This is a genomic window from Streptomyces sp. NPDC053474 (genome assembly GCF_044544845.1).
Lineage (GTDB): Bacteria > Actinomycetota > Actinomycetes > Streptomycetales > Streptomycetaceae > Streptomyces.
In genome coordinates, this window is sequence record NZ_JBITXV010000012.1 from 217,511 (window position 1) to 234,098 (window position 16,588).

Below are 16,588 nucleotides of genomic sequence, written 5' to 3' on the forward strand. Positions count from 1 at the left end.
CCAACGGCCACTGCTCTCACTGTAGTTGGGAGGCACGATGCGCATGCGTACCAGACCCGTCGTGGCGTTGGGCACGGCCCTGCTGACCGCCTCGGCCCTGCTGCCGGCCACGGCGGCGGCCGCGCCGGGTGGCGGCGAGCGACTGTCGGGCGGCGGCCTCTCCGCCACCATCCGTTACACCGAGTACGGCGTCCCGCACATCCTCGCCAAGGACTACGCGAGCCTCGGCTTCGGCACCGGCTGGGCCCAGGCCGCCGACCAGGTGTGCGTGCTCGCCCAGAGCTTCACCACCGTACGCGGCGAGCGCTCGCGCCACTTCGGGCCGGACGGCGACCCGGGCGGCGGCCTGTCGTCGGCGACCACGAACCTCGCGAGCGACCTGTACTTCCGAGGCGTACGGCAGGCGGGCACGGTGGAGAAGCTCCTGAAGCAGCCCGCGCCGCGCGGTCCGAGCCGCGCCGCCAAGGAGCTGATGCGCGGCCTGGCCGCGGGCTACAACGCGTGGCTGCGGCAGCACCGCGTCACGGACCCGGCGTGCGCGAAGGCCGACTGGGTGCGGCCGGCTTCGGCCCTGGACGTGGCCCGCCTCGGCCACGCGGTGTCGATGCTCGGCGGTCAGGGCCGGGCCGTCGACGGCATCACCGGGGCGACCCCGCCGGGCCCCGGCGCGCCGCGCCGCTCCCCCGACCCGCGCGGAACCGCCGAGGCGGCGCGGCGGCTGCTCGCGCCCGGCGGCGAGGGCGCCGACATGGGCTCCAACGCCGTGGCCTTCAGCGGCAGGACGACGGCGGGCGGCCGCGGTCTGCTGCTCGGCAACCCGCACTACCCCTGGCAAGGCAGCCGTCGCTTCGTGCAGCTCCAGCAGACCATCCCGGGCGAGCTGAACGTCTCGGGCGGGGCGCTGCTCGGCACCCCCGTCGTCAACATCGGCTTCAACAGCCACGTGGCGTGGAGCCACACCGTGGCGACCGGCGTCCCGTTCTCCGTGCACGAGCTGACGCTCGACCCCACCGATCCCACCGCGTACCTCGTCGACGGCGAGCGGGAGCGGATGACGCGCCGGACTGTGTCCGTGCCCGTGCGGGGCGGCGCTCCGGTCACCCGCACCCAGTGGTGGACCCGCTACGGCCCGGTCGTCACCTCGCTCGGCTCCCAGCTGCCCCTGCCGTGGACCGCGCGGACCGCGTACGCGCTCAACGACCCCAACGCCGCGCAACTGCGCGCCGGTGACGCCAACCTGCGCTTCGGCAAGGCCCGTTCGGTCAAGGGCGTGCTGCGCGCGCTGCGCGACACCCAGGGGCTGCCCTGGGTCAACACCGTCGCCGCGGACCGCGCGGGGCACTCGCTGCTCACCCAGTCGCAGATCCTGCCGCGCGTCACCGACGACCTCGCCGCGCGCTGCTCCACCCCGCTCGGCAAGCTGACGTACCCGGTGGCGGGCGTGGCCGTCCTGGACGGCTCCCGGCGCGACTGCGCGCTCGGCTCGGACGAGGACGCCCTCCAGCCCGGCACGTTCGGGCCGTCGCGCATGCCCACCCTCAAGGACGCCCCGTACGCGGAGAACTCCAACGACAGCGCCTGGCTGTCCAACGCCGACCAGCCCCTCACCGGCTACGAGCGGATCTTCGGCACCATCGGCACCGAGCGGACGACGCGCACGCGCGGCGCCGTCGAGGACGTCGCCGCGATGGCCCGCCGGGGCGGCCTGACGGTCAAGGACCTCCAGCGGCAGCAGTTCACGAACCGCGCGCCCGCCGGTGACCTGGCCGCCGCCGACGCCGCGCGCGCCTGCGCGGCCCTGCCCTCCGGGTCGGCGACGGGCAGCGACGGCCGGGCCGTCGACGTGCGCGCGGCCTGTGACGTGCTCAAGGCCTGGGACCGCACGATGGACAGCGGGTCGCGGGGCGCGCTGCTCTTCGACCGGTTCTGGCGCGCCCTGCGCGTGCAGGTGCCGGGCGCCCAGCTGTGGAAGGTGCCCTTCAGCCCGTCCGATCCGGTCCGCACTCCCCGCTCCCTCAACACCGACGCGCCCGGTTTCGCCACCGCGCTCGCCGACGCCGTGGCGGAGCTGCGCGCCGCGGGCATCCCGCTGGACGCCCGCCTCGGTGACCACCAGTTCGTCGTACGCGACGGACAGCGCCTGCCGATCCACGGCGGCACGGAGTCCCTCGGCGTCTGGAACAAGATCGAGGGCCGCTGGAACCCGGCGAGCGGCGGCTACACAGAGGTCGGCAGCGGCTCCAGCCACATCCAGGCCGTCGGCTGGGACGCCTCTCCTTGCCCCAGGGCGCGCACGCTCCTGACCTACTCCCAGTCGTCCAACCCGCGCTCCCCGCATTACAGCGACCAGACGCGCCTGTACTCCGGCGAGCGCTGGGTGAGGTCACGGTTCTGCGAGCGGGACATCCGCAAGGCGCCCGGCTTGAAGGTGGTGAAGGTGCGCGAGCGCTGAGGCCGGGGCGAGCCCACCCCCGCCGGTCCCGTGGCGGGGGTGGCCCCTCGCACAGGTCAGGGAGTGGTGAGGCCGAACCAGTACTCGAAGGTGTCCAGGAGTTCGGTGAAGGTGTTCAAGGGGGCGATGGTGCCGGTGGTGACGGTGAGGGTGCCGTCGGTCAGGAGTTGGTCGGGGGTGGTGGCGCCGATGACGAGGTCGTTCAGGCCGGTGCGGGTGAGGGTGTAGGTGGCGTCGGCGGAGTCCGGTGCGGTACGGGGGGTGTAGACGAGGACGCCGTTGCGGAGCTGGACGGTGCACTGGTCGGGGTCGTCGGCCAGGCCGCCGGTCACGGTGAAGCCGATGGTCAGGGGGTGGGTGGCGGCTTCGGGCCCGTTGAGGCGGATGCCCAGGTAGTCGAAGACCATCTCCAGGCTCATGGCCTCGAGGACGGGCCGGGTGATGATCTGCGGGGAGGGGAGGCCGGGCGGGGTGCCGTCGGCGGGCCGGGTGCGCAGCTCGTGCGCGGCGGCGAGGTAGAAGTTGCGCCAAGGGCCGCTCTCGGCCTGGTAGCCGAGCTGTTCGAGGACGTCGGCCTCCAGCCTGCGGGCCTGGTGGTCGGTGGGGTCGGCGAAGACGGCGTGGCTCAGGAGTTCGGCGGCCCACCGGTAGTCGTCCGCGCTCTTGGCGTTGTCGAACGCCTCCCGGGCCAGCGACACGACCTGCGCGGCGCCGCCCATCGCCTCGACGTACCGCGGTCCGGCCTGCTCGGGCGGCAGGGTGTGCAGATGGGCGGCGTTGCCGTCGTACCAGCCGAGGTAGCGCTGGTAGACGGCCTTGATGTCGTGGTTGAGAGTGCCGTAGTAGCCGCGGTTGAACCACTGGCCCGCGAGGCCGCCCGGCACGTTGGTGTCGAGGTCCTCGGCGATCTCGGTCATGGTCCGGCCGTGGTTGGCCAGGCGCAGGGACTGGTCGTGGAGGTAGCGGTACAGGTCGGCCTGGCTGGTGAGGAAGTCGACGATCTCGTTGCCGCCCTCGCTCTTCCAGCGGGGCCAGAAGTGGCTGGCGAACAGCACGTCCGAGCGGTCGCCGTACCACTCGACGGACTGGGCGAGGTACTGCGACCACGCCTTGGCGTCGCGGACCTGGGCCCCGCGCAGGCTGTAGAGGTTGTGCAGGGTGGGAGTGGCGTTCTCGGCCATGCACACCGTACGGATGTCGGGGAGGTAGAAGTTCAGCTCCGCCGGGGCCTCGGTGCCCGGGGTGAGCTGGAACTCCAGGTTCACCGGCCCGAAGGAGACGATGTTGTGGGGCACGGCGATCTCCGGGGTGACCGTGCAGGTCGGGGGCAGCAGGCCCGACAGGCCCACGGAGTTGTACTTGCCGAGGCCCGCGTCGACCTGTCCCCGCGCGGAGCGGTCCAGCAGGGCGCCGTACATGAACAGGGCGCGGCGCTGCATCGCGTTTCCGGCGTAGACGTTCTCGCTCACCGAGTGCTCCAGGAACCCCTCCGGAGCGATGATGTCCACGCCCTGCGGCAGCACACCGTCGTCGAACAGCCCCAGCACGCCGCCGTAGTGGTCGAGGTGGGAGTGCGTGAAGATCACAGCGCGGATGGTGCGCTCGGCGCCGCGGTGCTCGCGGTAGAGCTTCCAGGCCGCTGCCGCGCACTCCTCGCTGATCAGCGGGTCGACCACCACGATCTCCTGGGAGGCGCCGGTGGGGTCCTCCAGGAAGGAGATGTTGGACAGGTCCATCCCCCGCACTTGGTAGACGGCGTTCTCGACGACTTCGAACAGGCCGGTCTTCATGTTCAGGAGCGCGTTGCGCCACAGGCTGGGGTTGACCGTGTCGGGTGCCTGGCCGGTCAGGAACGCGTACGGGCCCAGGCTCCACGCGGGGATGTCGCTGCCCTCCCGCTCCACGGTGAAGTCCGCGGGCAGCGCCACGAGCTGGCCCTTCGCCGCGAGCGCCGCCTCCGGATCCTGATCCGTCGGGGGGACGGTGACCGCGGCGTTCAGGTCCCTCGTCAAGGACGTCGCGGGCTGGGCCGCGCTGTGTTCGGAATCAGTCAACGGTCTTTCCCTTCGCTCGGCCGGGCAGGCCCGGCACGCACTGGGTGCCCCGTAGAACTGCGCTCCGGACCGCGGCGTCGGCGTGTGCGGACGCCGCGTGGGCTCTCCGCCTCAGCACGTGGGCTCTCCACCTCAGCAGTCCGGTGGTTCGGATCCTTGCAGCCCCCAATCAGTCTCAAAAGGGGCTGAATCGGCCAGGCTCTCGCATGGTCCGCTTCACCGATCGTCGAAGGCGGCCCGCAGAAGGTCGCGGTGGGCACGCACGTAGCGGATGTCCGCCTCGTACAGGTCCGCGTGGCCTTCGGCGATGTGCCGCTGGAACGCCTCGTTGCCCGACGCGGCCTGTTCGCGCATGAAGTCCAGGAGGGCGTGCAGCCGTTCGGGAACGGCGTCGATCACCTCGGCGCCCACACCAGGGCCGTAGGCCCGGCAGAAGGCGGCGACCCGGCCTGCTTGCTGCTGTGGTGTGCCGAAGCCCTCGGGGTTGTCCGGACCCTGAAGCGGCGCGAACCGGTAGACGGCGTAGGCGACGTCCCAGACGCGTGGTCCCGGGTGCGCCGCGTCGAAGTCGATGAATCCGACGGCCACGCCGTCCTTCACCACGCAGTTGTACGGGGCTGCGTCACCGTGGCACACGACCTCCGTCGGCTGTCGGGCCGGGAGCGACCAGCGGTCGTCGGGACGCGGTGGGAAGGTGGCGGTGGCGTCGTGGAGTCGCCGCAGCAGTACGGCTGCGGAGGTGAGGAGTTCGGGCGTACGCAGCTGCGGCGTGAGCGCGGTGTGCACCTCGCCGTCGAGGAAGGTGAGCACTTCGTTGCCCTCGGCGTCGAAGCCCCGTGGCTCCGGTGCGCCGTGGAACCCCTGCTCGTGAAGGTGGTCCAGCAAGCGGTGGATCGCTGGTGCCGCTGGGGACGCCGGTCGGTGGACGACGTCGCCGTGGCGGTGCACGACGTTCACCCCACCGCGGAATTCCTGCCGTTCCGTCATGCGTGCCTCGCCTTCCAAGATCCAGGACCGGGCCTTGGCCGACCGTACACGGGTGGGGCGATCACGTCTCTGGCGTTCCGGTGGGACCGGCCGGTTGGAGCCGCGGGCCGGTTGGAGCGGCGGGCCGGTTGGAGCGGCGGGCCGGTTGGAGCGGCGGGCCGGTTGGAGCCGCAGGCGCGCCACACCGGCGGCTGTGGTGGACGAGCCCTTTCTGACCGTCGACGACCGCGCCTGGCCGCGCCTGGCCGTGATGATTCAGCCATGCGAAACCGTTGCGGGAAAAGCCATTTTATGGCTTCTCAGTACCCTCGTTACGGTCTGATTCATGGAATGGAAATTTTCTACGGCCGAAGAGACCATGTCTGCCCTGCGCGCCGGTGAAGTGACGTCAGTGGAACTCACCGACGAGGTGATCGCCCGCATTGAGCGGGACGACGAGGCCGTCAACGCGATCTGCGTGCCGGACTTCGACCGTGCGCGGGCCGCCGCGCGCGACGCCGACCAGGCGCGTGCCCGCGGGGAGGACCGGCCGCTGCTCGGCCTTCCGGTGACGGTCAAGGAGTCGTACAACATGGCCGGGCTGCCCACGACTTGGGGCATCCCGCAGTACCGCGACCATCTTCCGGCCGAGGACGCGGTGCAGGTATCGCGCCTCAAGGACGCGGGCGCGGTGCTGCTCGGCAAAACCAATGTGCCTCTGGGATTGCAGGACATTCAGAGCTTCAACGAGATCTACGGCACGACCAACAATCCATGGGATCACAGCCGCACGTCGGGCGGCTCCTCCGGCGGTTCGGCGGCGGCCCTGGCCGTCGGATTCGGGTCGCTTTCCATCGGCTCGGACCTCGCCGGTTCGTTGCGCACCCCCGCGCATTTCTGCGGCGTCTACGCGCACAAGCCGACGCTCGGCCTCGCGGCGCACCGCGGCATGGTCCCGCCGCCGTCACCCGCGCTGCCGATCGAGAGCGAACTGGCCGTCGTCGGACCGATGGCGCGCACCGCCCGCGACCTGACGCTCCTGCTCGACGTCATGGCCGGACCGGACCCGCTGACGCTCGGTGTGGCGCACGAGGTGACGCTGCCGCCCGCGCGCCACGAGCGGCTCCGCGACTTCCGCGTCCTGGTCCTCGACGAGCATCCGTTCATTGCGACCGGGGCCGCCGTACGGGCGGGCGTGCGGCGCGTGGCCGACGCGCTCGTCGACGCGGGCGCCCGCGTCGAACGACACAGCCCACTGCTGCCCGACCTGGCCGAAGCCGCCGTGGTCTACATGCAGTTGCTCGTCTCGGGCTCCATCGCGCGCTTCCCCATCGACGCGTACGAGACGCTCCGGGCCCGGGCCGCGGAACTGAGCGCGGACGACCAGAGCCTCGACGCGGTGCGGCTGCGCGCCATGGTGTTCACCCACCGCGACTGGCTGGAGACCAACAGCCGCCGCGAGCTCCACCGCCACCGCTGGCGCCAGTTCTTCGCCGAGTTCGACGCCGTGGTGTGTCCGATCACGCCCACCCCCGCGTTCCCCCACGATCACCACCCCGACCCGCTGCGACGCCGCGTCGCCGTCGACGGCGTCGAGTACCCGTACTTCGACCAGCTCGTCTGGGCCGGTGTGGCCACCATGCCCGGCCTCCCCGCCACCGCCGTACCGACGGGCCGCTCCCCCGAGGGCCTGCCGGTGGGCGTACAGCTCATCGGCCCGATGTACGAGGACCGCACGCCACTGAGGCTGGCCGAACTGCTTGAGCAGGAGATCGGGGGGTTCCAGGCACCGGCACCGGCGGGCGCGTTCACCTCGGAGTGGCCCTGCCCGTGACGCGCGCCGCTTCGGCGAGCTGTGCTTGGTTGCTCCGCCTCAGTTTGTCCAGCGTGCTCCGGTTCTCCGCGACCAGGTCTTTCTGGTAGCGCGATTCCACCGCGAACCACACACCGACCAGATTGGACTTCTTCTTGCAGGTGATATCGGCGTTCGCCGTCTCGATCTGCTGTGCCGTGACACGCTCGGTGAAGCGAGGGTCCCCCGGTGGGTCGAGGGGTGTCGCGTAGTCGTAACCCCTCGCTTTCATGCACTGCGCCCACTGGGCGAACACCGCGCGTACCCGGGAGTCCTGCTGTGAGCGCGTGAAGCTTTCCGCGGAGAGATTCTGCGCTGTCGACGTCTCGCTGTCGGAGAGGGGCGGAGCGCCGGACGACAGCCCCCGCGCCGCCTCACCCGCGCAGCCCTTCTCGGGGATGGGCTTTCCCTTCCACGACCGCTGCCCCTTTCCCAGGAGTACGGACGTCTCCGCGGGGTCATCGCTCGTGGGAGCTGCTTTCGAGGCCGGTGCTTTCCCGCGCGGCGGCGGCTTCGCCTGATAGCCGTACTTCGCGGCCGCGGCCCTGTCGGTCGTCCCGTAGCGCCGCTCGTTGCCGTCCGGTGGTTCGGGCTGAGGCGGCGGGTCCGGCATGCGGAACGCGAAGCCGAAGCGGTGCATGCACCGCGCGACCAGCGTGTTCTGCGCCGCGGCCAGCCGGTCGAGCTCGTCCGATGACAACTGGTACGTATCGAGGGGAAGCTTCAGGGAGGCGGCCGCCAGGGTGGTCGGCGTCGACTTCACCTCGGGCTCGGCGCCGGAGGCGGGACCGGCGTCGGAACCGCTGCTACAGCCGGTCGCCGCCGACAAGGCGGTCAGGAGCAGCGCGGCGGCGACTCGCTGCGCGGTGAGCTGCATGGGGTCTCCGTTCGGTGGAACCGGTTCCCCGCCCGGTGCGCCGGGCGGGGAACCGGAGTGGCATCAGCGGAGCAGGCCCGGAGCCGGGGCCACGCCTGCCGGACCCCTTGAGAAGTAGTGCGATTCGAGGTTGGCGAAGTACGTGCGCGCGAACGTCCCGGACGTTCCGGGAGCCGCGACCCCGCGCGTTCCCGTGAAATTGGGTCCGGTGAACGCCTGGACGTACATGGTCAAGTTCCTGTTGTCGCCGGACAGCGCCCTGTTGGCCACGGCCCGGAACTGGCCGACACCGGCGGTGAGGAACTTCTCGTTGCTGTAGTTGGTGTCCCCGCCGCTGTAGTCGTACAGCGACCCACCGAGGTTCACGGAGGCGTACAGGCACCATTCCCGGACCTGGCACACGCCGTCGCCGCCCGCCGCGTCGGCCGGAGCGGAAAGACCGATGACAGCCGCCGCGGAAGCGATGGCGGTCGCCATCGCGGCCTTCACTGATGTGGGAATCCTCATGCCATTTCCTTCTCTCCCGAATTCCTTCTCCTGGTCGTTCAGGGGCCTTTCGCAAGGCCCCTGACAGCGCCTTTCCTCGGGGAAAATCGAAGACACAGGGAAGGCTATGCAGTACGAGTTCGCGATGTCTTGAGTAATCAATACTCAAGTCCGCCCCGGGTGTTGGCCGATGAGGACCGCGAGTGCGGCGCGGCCGGAGACGCCGAGCCTGGCGTACACGCGGCCCAGGTGGTTGTCGACGGTCCGCACCGACAACGAAAGGCGCTCGGCGATGACCTTGCTGGGCAACCCGGAGGCCGCGAGGAGCGCGACCTCGTGTTCCCGCCGGGAGAGCGCGGACACGCCCAGGCCCCGCTGCGCCACCAGCATGGGCGTGCTGGCGCCTTCGCACCTGTCGAGCAGCCCGGCCATGCGCGTCCGCGCCGCCACCGCCGCCGCCTGGTTCCCCGCCGTCAGGTGCGCGCGTACGGCCGCGGCCGCCGTCTCCGCGGCGTGCAGCGCGAGGCCCCGGTCGTCGAGCGCGGTGACCGTCGCGTCGAGGGCGGAGCCGTCCAGGGCGACCAGCGCGTCCGCCGCGCTGGTGAGGGCCGGGACCAGCGGTCCGTGCGCGGTCGCGGCGAGGTCGGTGAGCCGGGGGGCGGCGGAGGAGGGCGCGCCCAGGCGGGCGACGTCGTAGAGGGCGATGGCCTCGGCGTCGTACTGCTGGGTGTCGTCGGCCAGGTCGGCCGCCCACCGGGCCTGCCGGGCGGCGCGCTCCAGGTTCCCCTCGGCCGCGATGACCCAGGCGCGGTCGAGTTCGACCCAAGGGTCGACCAGCCGCCGAACCTCCCCCCGCAGGCCGTCCGTGCGCAGGGCGTCGGCGCGCCGCATCCACCGCCCCGCCCCGGCGGCGTCACCGGCGAGGGCCGCGGCTCCGCCCAGGTCGGCGAGCAGCCAGCGGGCGAGCTGGTCGGCACCGCGCCCGTGCAGCGCGGCCACCGCCTCCCGCAGCACCGCCTGGGCGGTGGCCACCTGCCCCTGAGCCTTGGCTATCGCGCCCCGGCATCCGGCCCAGCCGATGGCCACCTCCCTGATTCCCCGGTCGACGGCGCTGCTGTAGCCCGCTTCCGCGAGGTTCCTCGCCTCGTGTAATCGTCCGGCGAGCACCAGGCCGAGACAGTGCGTCCAGCCGAACACGGCCTCGTCCCACAGCGTCGAGGCGGGTTGCCCGAAGCCCGCCGTGCGGTCGGCGGCCCGGTCCCACAGCCACACTCCCTCCCGGCACACCAACGCACCGCCTTCGTACGCCTCGACCAGCAGGTCCCTCAGCAACCGGGGCCTGCCCGCCGCCGTCCGCACGATCGCCAGCCGGGTCACCCCTTCCACCTGGGGCCCCAGGGAGCACGTCAGGAGGTCGTCCATCGCTCCTGGTGTCAGCGGTTGGACCAGCATCCGGTGGGCCAGCGCGTCCTTCCAGAGTGCGGTCACCCCATCGGGCGCGGGCTCTCCCGCCCGTACCGTCGCCACCACGGATACGAGGCCGCGCAGGGCGAGTTGGTGAATCACCCACGCCGACCGCTCGTCCAACAGATGGGCGTCGTCGACCCCCACGACGAGCGGCGGCCGGTGCCGTGCGACACGCCGCACGGCGTGGTGCAACACGGCCAGCGGATCAGTGCCCGGCGGTTCGTCGCCCGCGACCAGCGGCAGCAGGGCGCCGAACGGGATGCTCGCGCACGTGCGAGTGGCGGCCAGCCAGCAGGTTCCCCGGCCCGCCCGCCGGGCACGGCTCAGGACCGCTCGCGCCAGCCGGGTCCTGCCCACCCCGGCCTCGCCCGCCAGCACCACCCCGCCGCCGGCGTTGCCACCCGAACCGGCGGCCGTGCTCGTGCCGATCGCCGCCCCGATCGCGACCAGCTCCCGTGCCCGGCCGACCAGAGGCCAGTCGGACGTCATCGGACCGTTCCCCGTCATTGGTTCCTCCCCCCGAGAGCGCCACGAGGCACCCCCACAGCCAACACACAGGCATTCGGACCGCGGGAGGGAGCGGATTGGACGGGAGAGCAGAGCCGGTGGAACCGGCGTAGGCCTTCAACGCCACGGCGCGGAGGCCCACCTGGCAGTGGCCCTACGACAGAGCCACATCTCTCTCCGTCTGCCTGACGACAGGGGCTGTTTCCCTGTCCGGCTGTGACTCCTCGCGCGAGTGTGAGGAATTGTCGCGACCGGGAGCGTAGAGGAGCTTCACCGTGTGCTGCTGGCTGCGTCGCGGGGGGTGGTCCGACCGGCGCTGCTGGATCCTCAGCACAGTCATCCCCTCGGGAGGGGGTCGCTCGCGTCCAACACGGCCCCGGGGGAAATGTCCGTTCCTTTGAAAGTGGAGGGAACCGGGCACTCTCCCCGCTAACGTAGCTGGTCAGCTCTTGTGGTCCCCGCGCGTGCGGGGGTGGTCCCCAGGAGGCGCCATGCCGCAGCCAACGGAGCCAGTGGTCCCCGCGCGTGCGGGGGTGGTCCCGCACCGGGCCGCGAGCCGGGCCCACGGCCCTGGTGGTCCCCGCGCGTGCGGGGGTGGTCCCCCATGGGTGACTTCGACACCGCCGTCTACACGGTGGTCCCCGCGCGTGCGGGGGTGGTCCCGCCCCGTCACCGGTCTGGTAGATCGCCCCCGGGTGGTCCCCGCGCGTGCGGGGGTGGTCCCTCCAGGCGGTGCCCGGCTTCGGGGCCGTAGGCGGTGGTCCCCGCGCGTGCGGGGATGGTCCCCGATCCCCCCTGGGCCAGGGAGCGCCCCGGACGCGGGCGGCGGGCGGCACGCCTCCTGCCTGGGCCCTTGCGCCAGTGACCGGCACTCCTTGCATTAGCCCGCGTCTGCAATTATTGTCTACGCATGTAAGGCGCGTCTGCATCTAAGTGCGACGCTCGCGCAACCCGGTGGTCCGCTCCTTCCCCCAGCGCCCCCGGCTCCGTCGACGGAGCCGCCGTCGCGCTCACGGACGTCCACCCTCACCTGCGAAGGCACCCTCATGTCACTCAGCGACATCCTGCCCGGGCGGCTCGGCTTCGGTACCGCTCCGCTCGGCAACATGTTCCGTGCGATTCCCGACGACGAGGCCCGCGCCACGGTCGAAGCGGCCTGGGACCAGGGCATCCGCTTCTATGACACCGCTCCCTTCTACGGCGCCGGGCTGGCCGAGACGCGGCTGGGCGAGGTCCTGTCCGCCCGCCCCCGGGACTCCTACGTGCTGTCCAGCAAGGTCGGCCGCGTCATTCTCGACGAGCACGAGGACGCCACCCCGGACTTCGGCGAGAAGGGCGGGCTCTTCGAGCACGGCAACCCCAACAAGATCGTCCACGAGTGGACCGCGGAGGCCACCGAGCGCTCCATCGAGGACAGCCTCAAGCGGCTTGGCACCGACCGCCTCGACATCGTCTGGGTCCACGACATCGCCCAGGACTTCCACGGCGACCAGTGGCTGCAGAAGTTCGAAGAAGCCCGCACCGGCGCCTTCCGGGTCCTGTCCCGCCTGCGCGAGGAAGGCGTCATCAAGGCCTGGGGCCTCGGCGTCAACCGCACCGAGCCCATCGAGCTGACCCTGGCCCTGGACGAGCCCCGCCCCGACGGCTTCCTCCTGGCCGGGCGCTACACCCTCCTCGACCACGACCACGCCTTGCAGCGCCTGCTGCCCACCGCCCAGGAGCAGGGCGTCGACATGATCGTCGGCGGCCCCTACAGCTCCGGCATCCTCGCGGGCGGCACCCACTTCGAGTACCAGCAGGCCCCGCCGGAGATCATCGAGCGCGTCGGCAAGCTGAAGGCCCTCGCGCAGCGCCACGGCGTCAGCATCAAGGCCGCCGCGCTGCAGTTCTCCCTGGCCCACCCCGCGACCGCGGCCGTCATTCCCGGCGCCACGCGCCCCAGCCGCATCGCCGAGGACACCGCCGCCCTGAACGAGGACATCCCCGCCGCGTTCTGGACCGAGCTGCGCGCCAACGGCCTGGTCAGCCCCGCCGCCCCGCTCCCGAACGACGCCTGACCCGCACGGGAACAGCCGACGGCCGCGCCGGATGCCATCCCGGCGCGGCCGTCCCGTGAGTCTTGAGGGTCCCTAGCAGCGGGCGCGGTGAGCTTCCTGCCACTCCTCCCGCGTGAGCGCGTACTCGACGGAACGCAGGTCGGTCCCCGGCGGGAACCAGCTGGCGTCCGCGTCGAAGTCGCGCACGTGGCGCAGCCCGACAGCAGCCATCGTCGCCCGGGAGGCGGCGTTGCCCGCCGAGGTCATGGCGCAGACCCGGTCGAGCCCGAGGTCCTCGAAGCCGTGCCGGATCAGCTCGGCCGACCCCTCGCTGCCCAGGCCCTTCCGCCAGTAGCGCCGCAGCAGCCGATAGCCGAGTTCGGCCTGGCCTTCCGCGGGCTCCTCGTCGACGTCTCCCGGCGGGCGCAGGATCCAGTAGCCGACGAAGTCCCCCGCGACGAACCCGGCCCAGTACCCCAGGCCCTCGGCCCGCCTCGCGTCCGTGAGCGCCGCCCGGTGTGCCTTCTCCACCACCTGTTCACGGCTGCGGACCCCGCCCAGGTAGCGCATCACCTCGGGGTCGGAGTCGAGCTCGATCTGAAACTCGACATGTTCATCGGACAGCGGGACCAACTCGACCCGTTCCGTACGCAAGATCGCCTGGGACATGGCGCCCAGTATCTCCTACCGCCGGACGCGATCACCTGGCGGTCCGGTTGCCGCCGTACGCCCTGGAGCCCTCTCCGATGGTCCCCTCCAGAGGGACCGGCAGCCGGGGCTGACGGTGGGCCTGCGAGGATGCGGTCATGGAGCGGATACTGAGTCGGCAGGAAGCGTCGGAGGCTGTCCAGGACCACGGGTGGCGCTACATGCTGGGCGGCTTGCACACGTCGGTCCCGGTCGGCACGTTGGCTCAAGCGATCAGCTTGGCGGCGGACGCTGTCGCCGTGTGTGGCGACGATGCCGATCGCCATCTCCACGTCGATGCCCGTCCCGATCTGGCCGTCTTCACTCTGCAGTCGTCGGACCACGCAGCGGTCACCACCCGGGATGTCGAGCTGGCGCGGCGGATCTCCGCCACCGCTGAAGAGTCCGGGCTCCTGCCGGAGCCCGGACTCGGAACGGGGGCACCGCGGTCCGTCCAGGTCATGGAGATCGCCATCGATGCCCTGGACATCTCCGGGATTCGACCGTTCTGGAAGGCGGTCCTGGGCTATGCCGACGAGGCGGGCGCCGAGGGGCCGGAGGATCCGCTCGTCGACCCGCTCAGGCAGGGCCCGGCCATCTGGTTCCAGCCCATGGACCGCCCGCGTCCGCAGCGCAATCGCATCCACATCGACGTCAGCGTTCCGCACGACGAGGCACCCCGACGGGTCGAAGCCGCGCTGGCGGCCGGGGGCCGACTCGTGTCCGCGACCCGCGCCCCCGCCTTCTGGGTGCTCGCCGACCTGGAGGGCAACGAAGCCTGCGTCACCACGTGGCAAGGCCGGGACGGCTGAGCCTCTGTGACGGCTAGTTGGCGAAGCCGCCCTCGGGGCGGATGATCTCCAGATTGGTGCCGTCCGGGTCGTTGAAGTAGGCGACCCGCGTGCCCAGTGCCTCATCGGGGGTGACCTCGCCCGCGATGAAGGTGTAGTCGTCGCCGAGGAAGTCGTAGCCCGCTTCCTTCATGCGCCGGTACACGGCGTCGAAGTCGTCGACCTTGAAGCACAGGTGCATGGAGCCGGGGCGGTTCGCCGCCCCGTTCGTCCGTTCGCCGACCGGCTCCTGGAACTGGATGAGGTCGATGCCGATGTTGTCGAGGTTGAACGTGGCGTACCGCAGCTTCGCGACGGGCAGCCCCTGCGACAGGCCGAACGGCACGCTGTGCATGGTCTTGTCCGCGACGACGGGCTCCCGCCCGGTGAGGGCCCGGTAGAACGCGATCGACACGTCCAGGTCCGACACCGAGATCCCGACGTGGGCACCTCGGGTGAGGTCCATCGGAGTGCTGGCGACCGCCATGGCCCATCCCTTCCGTCCGCGCCCCGCCCCACCCCACGGCGGCGTCACTGATCGACGCGGGAGCGGGGCAGACGCGTGCTGCGAGAACCATCCACCTGTCACCAATTGTCCGAGAGGTGCTGAGGGGCGCATCTTTTCGGCGGGGGGGGGGCGGCTTTGCCGACGCCCGAGGCGGGTGGGCGGAGCCGCGGGTGGAGCCCGTGCGCGCTGCGGCCTCAGAGCGCCTTGTCCCGGCCCTCCCAGTACGGCTCCCGCAGGCGCCGCTTGTAGAGCTTGCCGTTCGGGTCGCGGGGCATCGCCGCGACGAAGTCAACGCTCTTCGGCCGCTTGTAGCCCGCCAGGTGCCGTTCGCAGTGGCCCAGGATGTCCGCGGCGAGCGCCTCGTCCGCCGCGTGCCCGGGCGCGGGCTCGACGACGGCCTTGACCTCCTCGCCCCAGTCGTCGTGCGGGATGCCGAACACGGCGGCGTCCGCGACCGCGGGGTGGGTGAGCAGGGCGGACTCGATCTCGGCGGGGTAGATGTTGACGCCGCCCGAGATGATCATGTCGATCCTGCGGTCGCGGAGGTAGAGATAGCCGTCCTCGTCCAGATAGCCCAGGTCGCCGACGGTGAAGAAGTCACCGATGCGGTTCTTGCGGGTCTTCGCCTCGTCCTTGTGGTACGCGAATCCGCCGGTGATCATCTTCATGTAGACGGTGCCGAGTTCACCGGGCGGCACCCGGTCGCCGTCGTCGTCGAAGACCGCGAGCTCGCTGATCGGCCAGGCCTTCCCGACCGTGCCGGGCCTCTTCAGCCAGTCGCGGGCCGTCGCGAACGCGCCGCCGCCCTCGCTGGCCGCGTAGTACTCCTCGACGCACTCCCCCCACCAGTCGATCATCGCCCGCTTGACGTGCTCGGGGCAGGGCGCGGCCCCGTGGATGGCGTGCCGCATCGACGACACGTCGTACGCGGCCCTGACCGTGTCGGGCAGTGCGAGCAGGCGGTGGAACTGGGTGGGGACCATGTGCGTGTGCGTGCACTTGTGGCGGTCGATGAGGCGCAGCATCTCCTCGGGCGTCCACCGGTCCATGAGGACCAGGGGGTGTCCGATGTGCAGGGCGGCGCCGGCGAACTGGAGGACGGCGGTGTGGTAGAGCGGGGAGCACACCAGGTGCACGTTGCCGTCGAAGGGCTTGATGCCGAAGATGCCGAGGAACCCGCCGAGGTAGGCCTCCTCCGGGGGCTTGCCGGGCAGCGGGCGGCGGATGCCGCGTGGCCGTCCTGTCGTGCCCGAGGTGTAGTTCATGACCCAGCCGAGCGTCCGGTCCCGCGGGGGCGAATCGGGTTGCCCGGCGAGGAGTTCGGCGTACGGGCGGAAGCCGGGGGCGTCGCCGACGGCGTAGCGGCGCGCGGCCGGGAGTCCGGCCTCGTCGGCGGCGGCCGTCGCCGCGGCGGCGCACCGCTCGTGGGCGATGAGCACCTCGGCGCCGGAGTCGGCGACGATCCAGGCGATCTCCGGGCCGACGAGGTGGTGGTTGACCGGGACGAGGTAGAGGCCCGCCTGTGCGGCGGCGAGGTAGGCGGTGAGGAACTCGACGCCGTTCGGCAGCACGACGGCGAACGCGTCGCCGCGCTCCAGGCCCGCCGCGCGCAGCCCGTGCACGAGCTGGTTGACGGCGGCGTGCAGGCGGCCCGCCGTCCAGGACGTCCCGTCGGGCGCGGTCAGCACGGTCCGGTCCGGGTCGGCGGTCGCCTGGGCCCAGAAGCCGTTGGGCGGGGCGCTGTTGGTCATCGGGCTGCCTCCTCGGGCGGGGTCGGGCCGGGCGGTCGGTCCGGTGGGGCGGTGCGGTCGGGCTCATGGGGCGGTGCGGTCTGGCCCCCTTGACCGTGCGGCGGGGCGCGGGGAG

12 protein-coding genes and 1 CRISPR repeat array are annotated in these 16,588 nt (G+C 71.8%); of the genes, 4 read left to right on the top strand and 8 right to left on the bottom strand.

Going from position 1 to position 16,588, the window contains the following annotated elements; translation table 11 throughout:
- Window positions 1–37: 37 nt before the first annotated feature.
- Window positions 38–2,452 carry a penicillin acylase family protein gene (locus tag ACIG3E_RS27955; protein WP_399621949.1) on the top strand — a complete coding sequence of 805 codons (2,415 nt, stop codon included), beginning with the start codon at window positions 38–40 and terminating at the stop codon, window positions 2,450–2,452.
- A gap of 56 nt (window positions 2,453–2,508) precedes the next feature.
- Here the strand turns inward: ACIG3E_RS27955 and ACIG3E_RS27960 are convergent, their stop codons facing one another.
- Together ACIG3E_RS27960 and ACIG3E_RS27965 are read right to left on the bottom strand one after the other, a co-directional pair.
- Complete coding sequence (locus ACIG3E_RS27960; protein ID WP_399621952.1) at window positions 2,509–4,506, bottom strand: alkyl/aryl-sulfatase; 1,998 nt, start codon at window positions 4,504–4,506, stop codon at window positions 2,509–2,511.
- A gap of 216 nt (window positions 4,507–4,722) precedes the next feature.
- The gene (locus tag ACIG3E_RS27965; RefSeq protein WP_399621954.1) at window positions 4,723–5,493 is read right to left on the bottom strand and encodes a phosphotransferase; all 771 of its coding nucleotides are present in this window, start codon (window positions 5,491–5,493) and stop codon (window positions 4,723–4,725) included.
- Window positions 5,494–5,818: 325 nt separating this feature from the next.
- Between ACIG3E_RS27965 and ACIG3E_RS27970 the strand changes: the two genes are divergently transcribed.
- Complete coding sequence (locus ACIG3E_RS27970; protein WP_399621957.1) at window positions 5,819–7,306, top strand: amidase; 1,488 nt, start codon at window positions 5,819–5,821, stop codon at window positions 7,304–7,306.
- On the opposite strand, the gene ACIG3E_RS27975 is transcribed toward ACIG3E_RS27970, so the two are convergent.
- From ACIG3E_RS27975 to ACIG3E_RS27985, 3 genes are all read right to left on the bottom strand, one after another.
- Entirely contained in the window at window positions 7,281–8,201 is a 921-nt protein-coding gene (locus ACIG3E_RS27975; protein ID WP_399621960.1) for a hypothetical protein, read from the bottom strand. The two genes, ACIG3E_RS27970 and ACIG3E_RS27975, sit on opposite strands and share 26 nt — an antisense overlap.
- Before the next feature lie 63 nt (window positions 8,202–8,264).
- Entirely contained in the window at window positions 8,265–8,708 is a 444-nt protein-coding gene (locus ACIG3E_RS27980; protein WP_399621962.1) for a peptidase inhibitor family I36 protein, read from the bottom strand.
- Window positions 8,709–8,852: 144 nt separating this feature from the next.
- Complete coding sequence (locus ACIG3E_RS27985; RefSeq protein WP_399621966.1) at window positions 8,853–10,643, bottom strand: LuxR C-terminal-related transcriptional regulator; 1,791 nt, start codon at window positions 10,641–10,643, stop codon at window positions 8,853–8,855.
- A 469-nt stretch (window positions 10,644–11,112) separates the two neighbouring features.
- A CRISPR array of direct repeats spans window positions 11,113–11,447; the repeat unit is 29 nt; unit sequence GTGGTCCCCGCGCGTGCGGGGGTGGTCCC.
- Window positions 11,448–11,707: 260 nt separating this feature from the next.
- Here ACIG3E_RS27985 and ACIG3E_RS27990 point away from each other — a divergent pair.
- On the top strand, window positions 11,708–12,718 hold the full coding sequence (locus tag ACIG3E_RS27990) for an aldo/keto reductase (protein ID WP_399621969.1): 1,011 nt from the start codon (window positions 11,708–11,710) through the stop codon (window positions 12,716–12,718).
- Window positions 12,719–12,790: 72 nt separating this feature from the next.
- Here the strand turns inward: ACIG3E_RS27990 and ACIG3E_RS27995 are convergent, their stop codons facing one another.
- On the bottom strand, window positions 12,791–13,366 hold the full coding sequence (locus ACIG3E_RS27995) for a GNAT family N-acetyltransferase (protein ID WP_399621971.1): 576 nt from the start codon (window positions 13,364–13,366) through the stop codon (window positions 12,791–12,793).
- 137 nt (window positions 13,367–13,503) lie between these two features.
- Between ACIG3E_RS27995 and ACIG3E_RS28000 the strand changes: the two genes are divergently transcribed.
- A complete protein-coding gene (locus ACIG3E_RS28000) occupies window positions 13,504–14,196 on the top strand; it encodes a VOC family protein (RefSeq protein ID WP_399621974.1) in 693 nt (230 codons plus the stop codon).
- 13 nt (window positions 14,197–14,209) lie between these two features.
- On the opposite strand, the gene ACIG3E_RS28005 is transcribed toward ACIG3E_RS28000, so the two are convergent.
- Together ACIG3E_RS28005 and ACIG3E_RS28010 are read right to left on the bottom strand one after the other, a co-directional pair.
- Window positions 14,210–14,701 (bottom strand): VOC family protein, encoded by a 492-nt coding sequence (locus ACIG3E_RS28005; protein WP_399621977.1) that lies wholly within the window; start codon window positions 14,699–14,701, stop codon window positions 14,210–14,212.
- A 215-nt stretch (window positions 14,702–14,916) separates the two neighbouring features.
- Window positions 14,917–16,473 (bottom strand): acyl-CoA synthetase, encoded by a 1,557-nt coding sequence (locus ACIG3E_RS28010; protein ID WP_399621979.1) that lies wholly within the window; start codon window positions 16,471–16,473, stop codon window positions 14,917–14,919.
- Window positions 16,474–16,588: the final 115 nt, after the last annotated feature.

Excerpts from the sequence above, each read along its gene's own strand:
- ACIG3E_RS28005 (WP_399621977.1), bottom strand. The coding sequence starts at position 14,701 with ATGGCGGTCGCCAGCACTCCGATGGACCTCACCCGAGGTGCCCACGTC.
- ACIG3E_RS28000 (WP_399621974.1), top strand. The coding sequence starts at position 13,504 with ATGGAGCGGATACTGAGTCGGCAGGAAGCGTCGGAGGCTGTCCAGGAC.
- ACIG3E_RS27975 (WP_399621960.1), bottom strand. The coding sequence starts at position 8,201 with ATGCAGCTCACCGCGCAGCGAGTCGCCGCCGCGCTGCTCCTGACCGCC.
- ACIG3E_RS27980 (WP_399621962.1), bottom strand. The coding sequence starts at position 8,708 with ATGAGGATTCCCACATCAGTGAAGGCCGCGATGGCGACCGCCATCGCT.
- ACIG3E_RS28010 (WP_399621979.1), bottom strand. The coding sequence starts at position 16,473 with ATGACCAACAGCGCCCCGCCCAACGGCTTCTGGGCCCAGGCGACCGCC.
- ACIG3E_RS27965 (WP_399621954.1), bottom strand. The coding sequence starts at position 5,493 with ATGACGGAACGGCAGGAATTCCGCGGTGGGGTGAACGTCGTGCACCGC.
- ACIG3E_RS27990 (WP_399621969.1), top strand. The coding sequence starts at position 11,708 with ATGTCACTCAGCGACATCCTGCCCGGGCGGCTCGGCTTCGGTACCGCT.
- ACIG3E_RS27955 (WP_399621949.1), top strand. The coding sequence starts at position 38 with ATGCGCATGCGTACCAGACCCGTCGTGGCGTTGGGCACGGCCCTGCTG.
- ACIG3E_RS27970 (WP_399621957.1), top strand. The coding sequence starts at position 5,819 with ATGGAATGGAAATTTTCTACGGCCGAAGAGACCATGTCTGCCCTGCGC.
- ACIG3E_RS27985 (WP_399621966.1), bottom strand. The coding sequence starts at position 10,643 with ATGACGTCCGACTGGCCTCTGGTCGGCCGGGCACGGGAGCTGGTCGCG.
- ACIG3E_RS27995 (WP_399621971.1), bottom strand. The coding sequence starts at position 13,366 with ATGTCCCAGGCGATCTTGCGTACGGAACGGGTCGAGTTGGTCCCGCTG.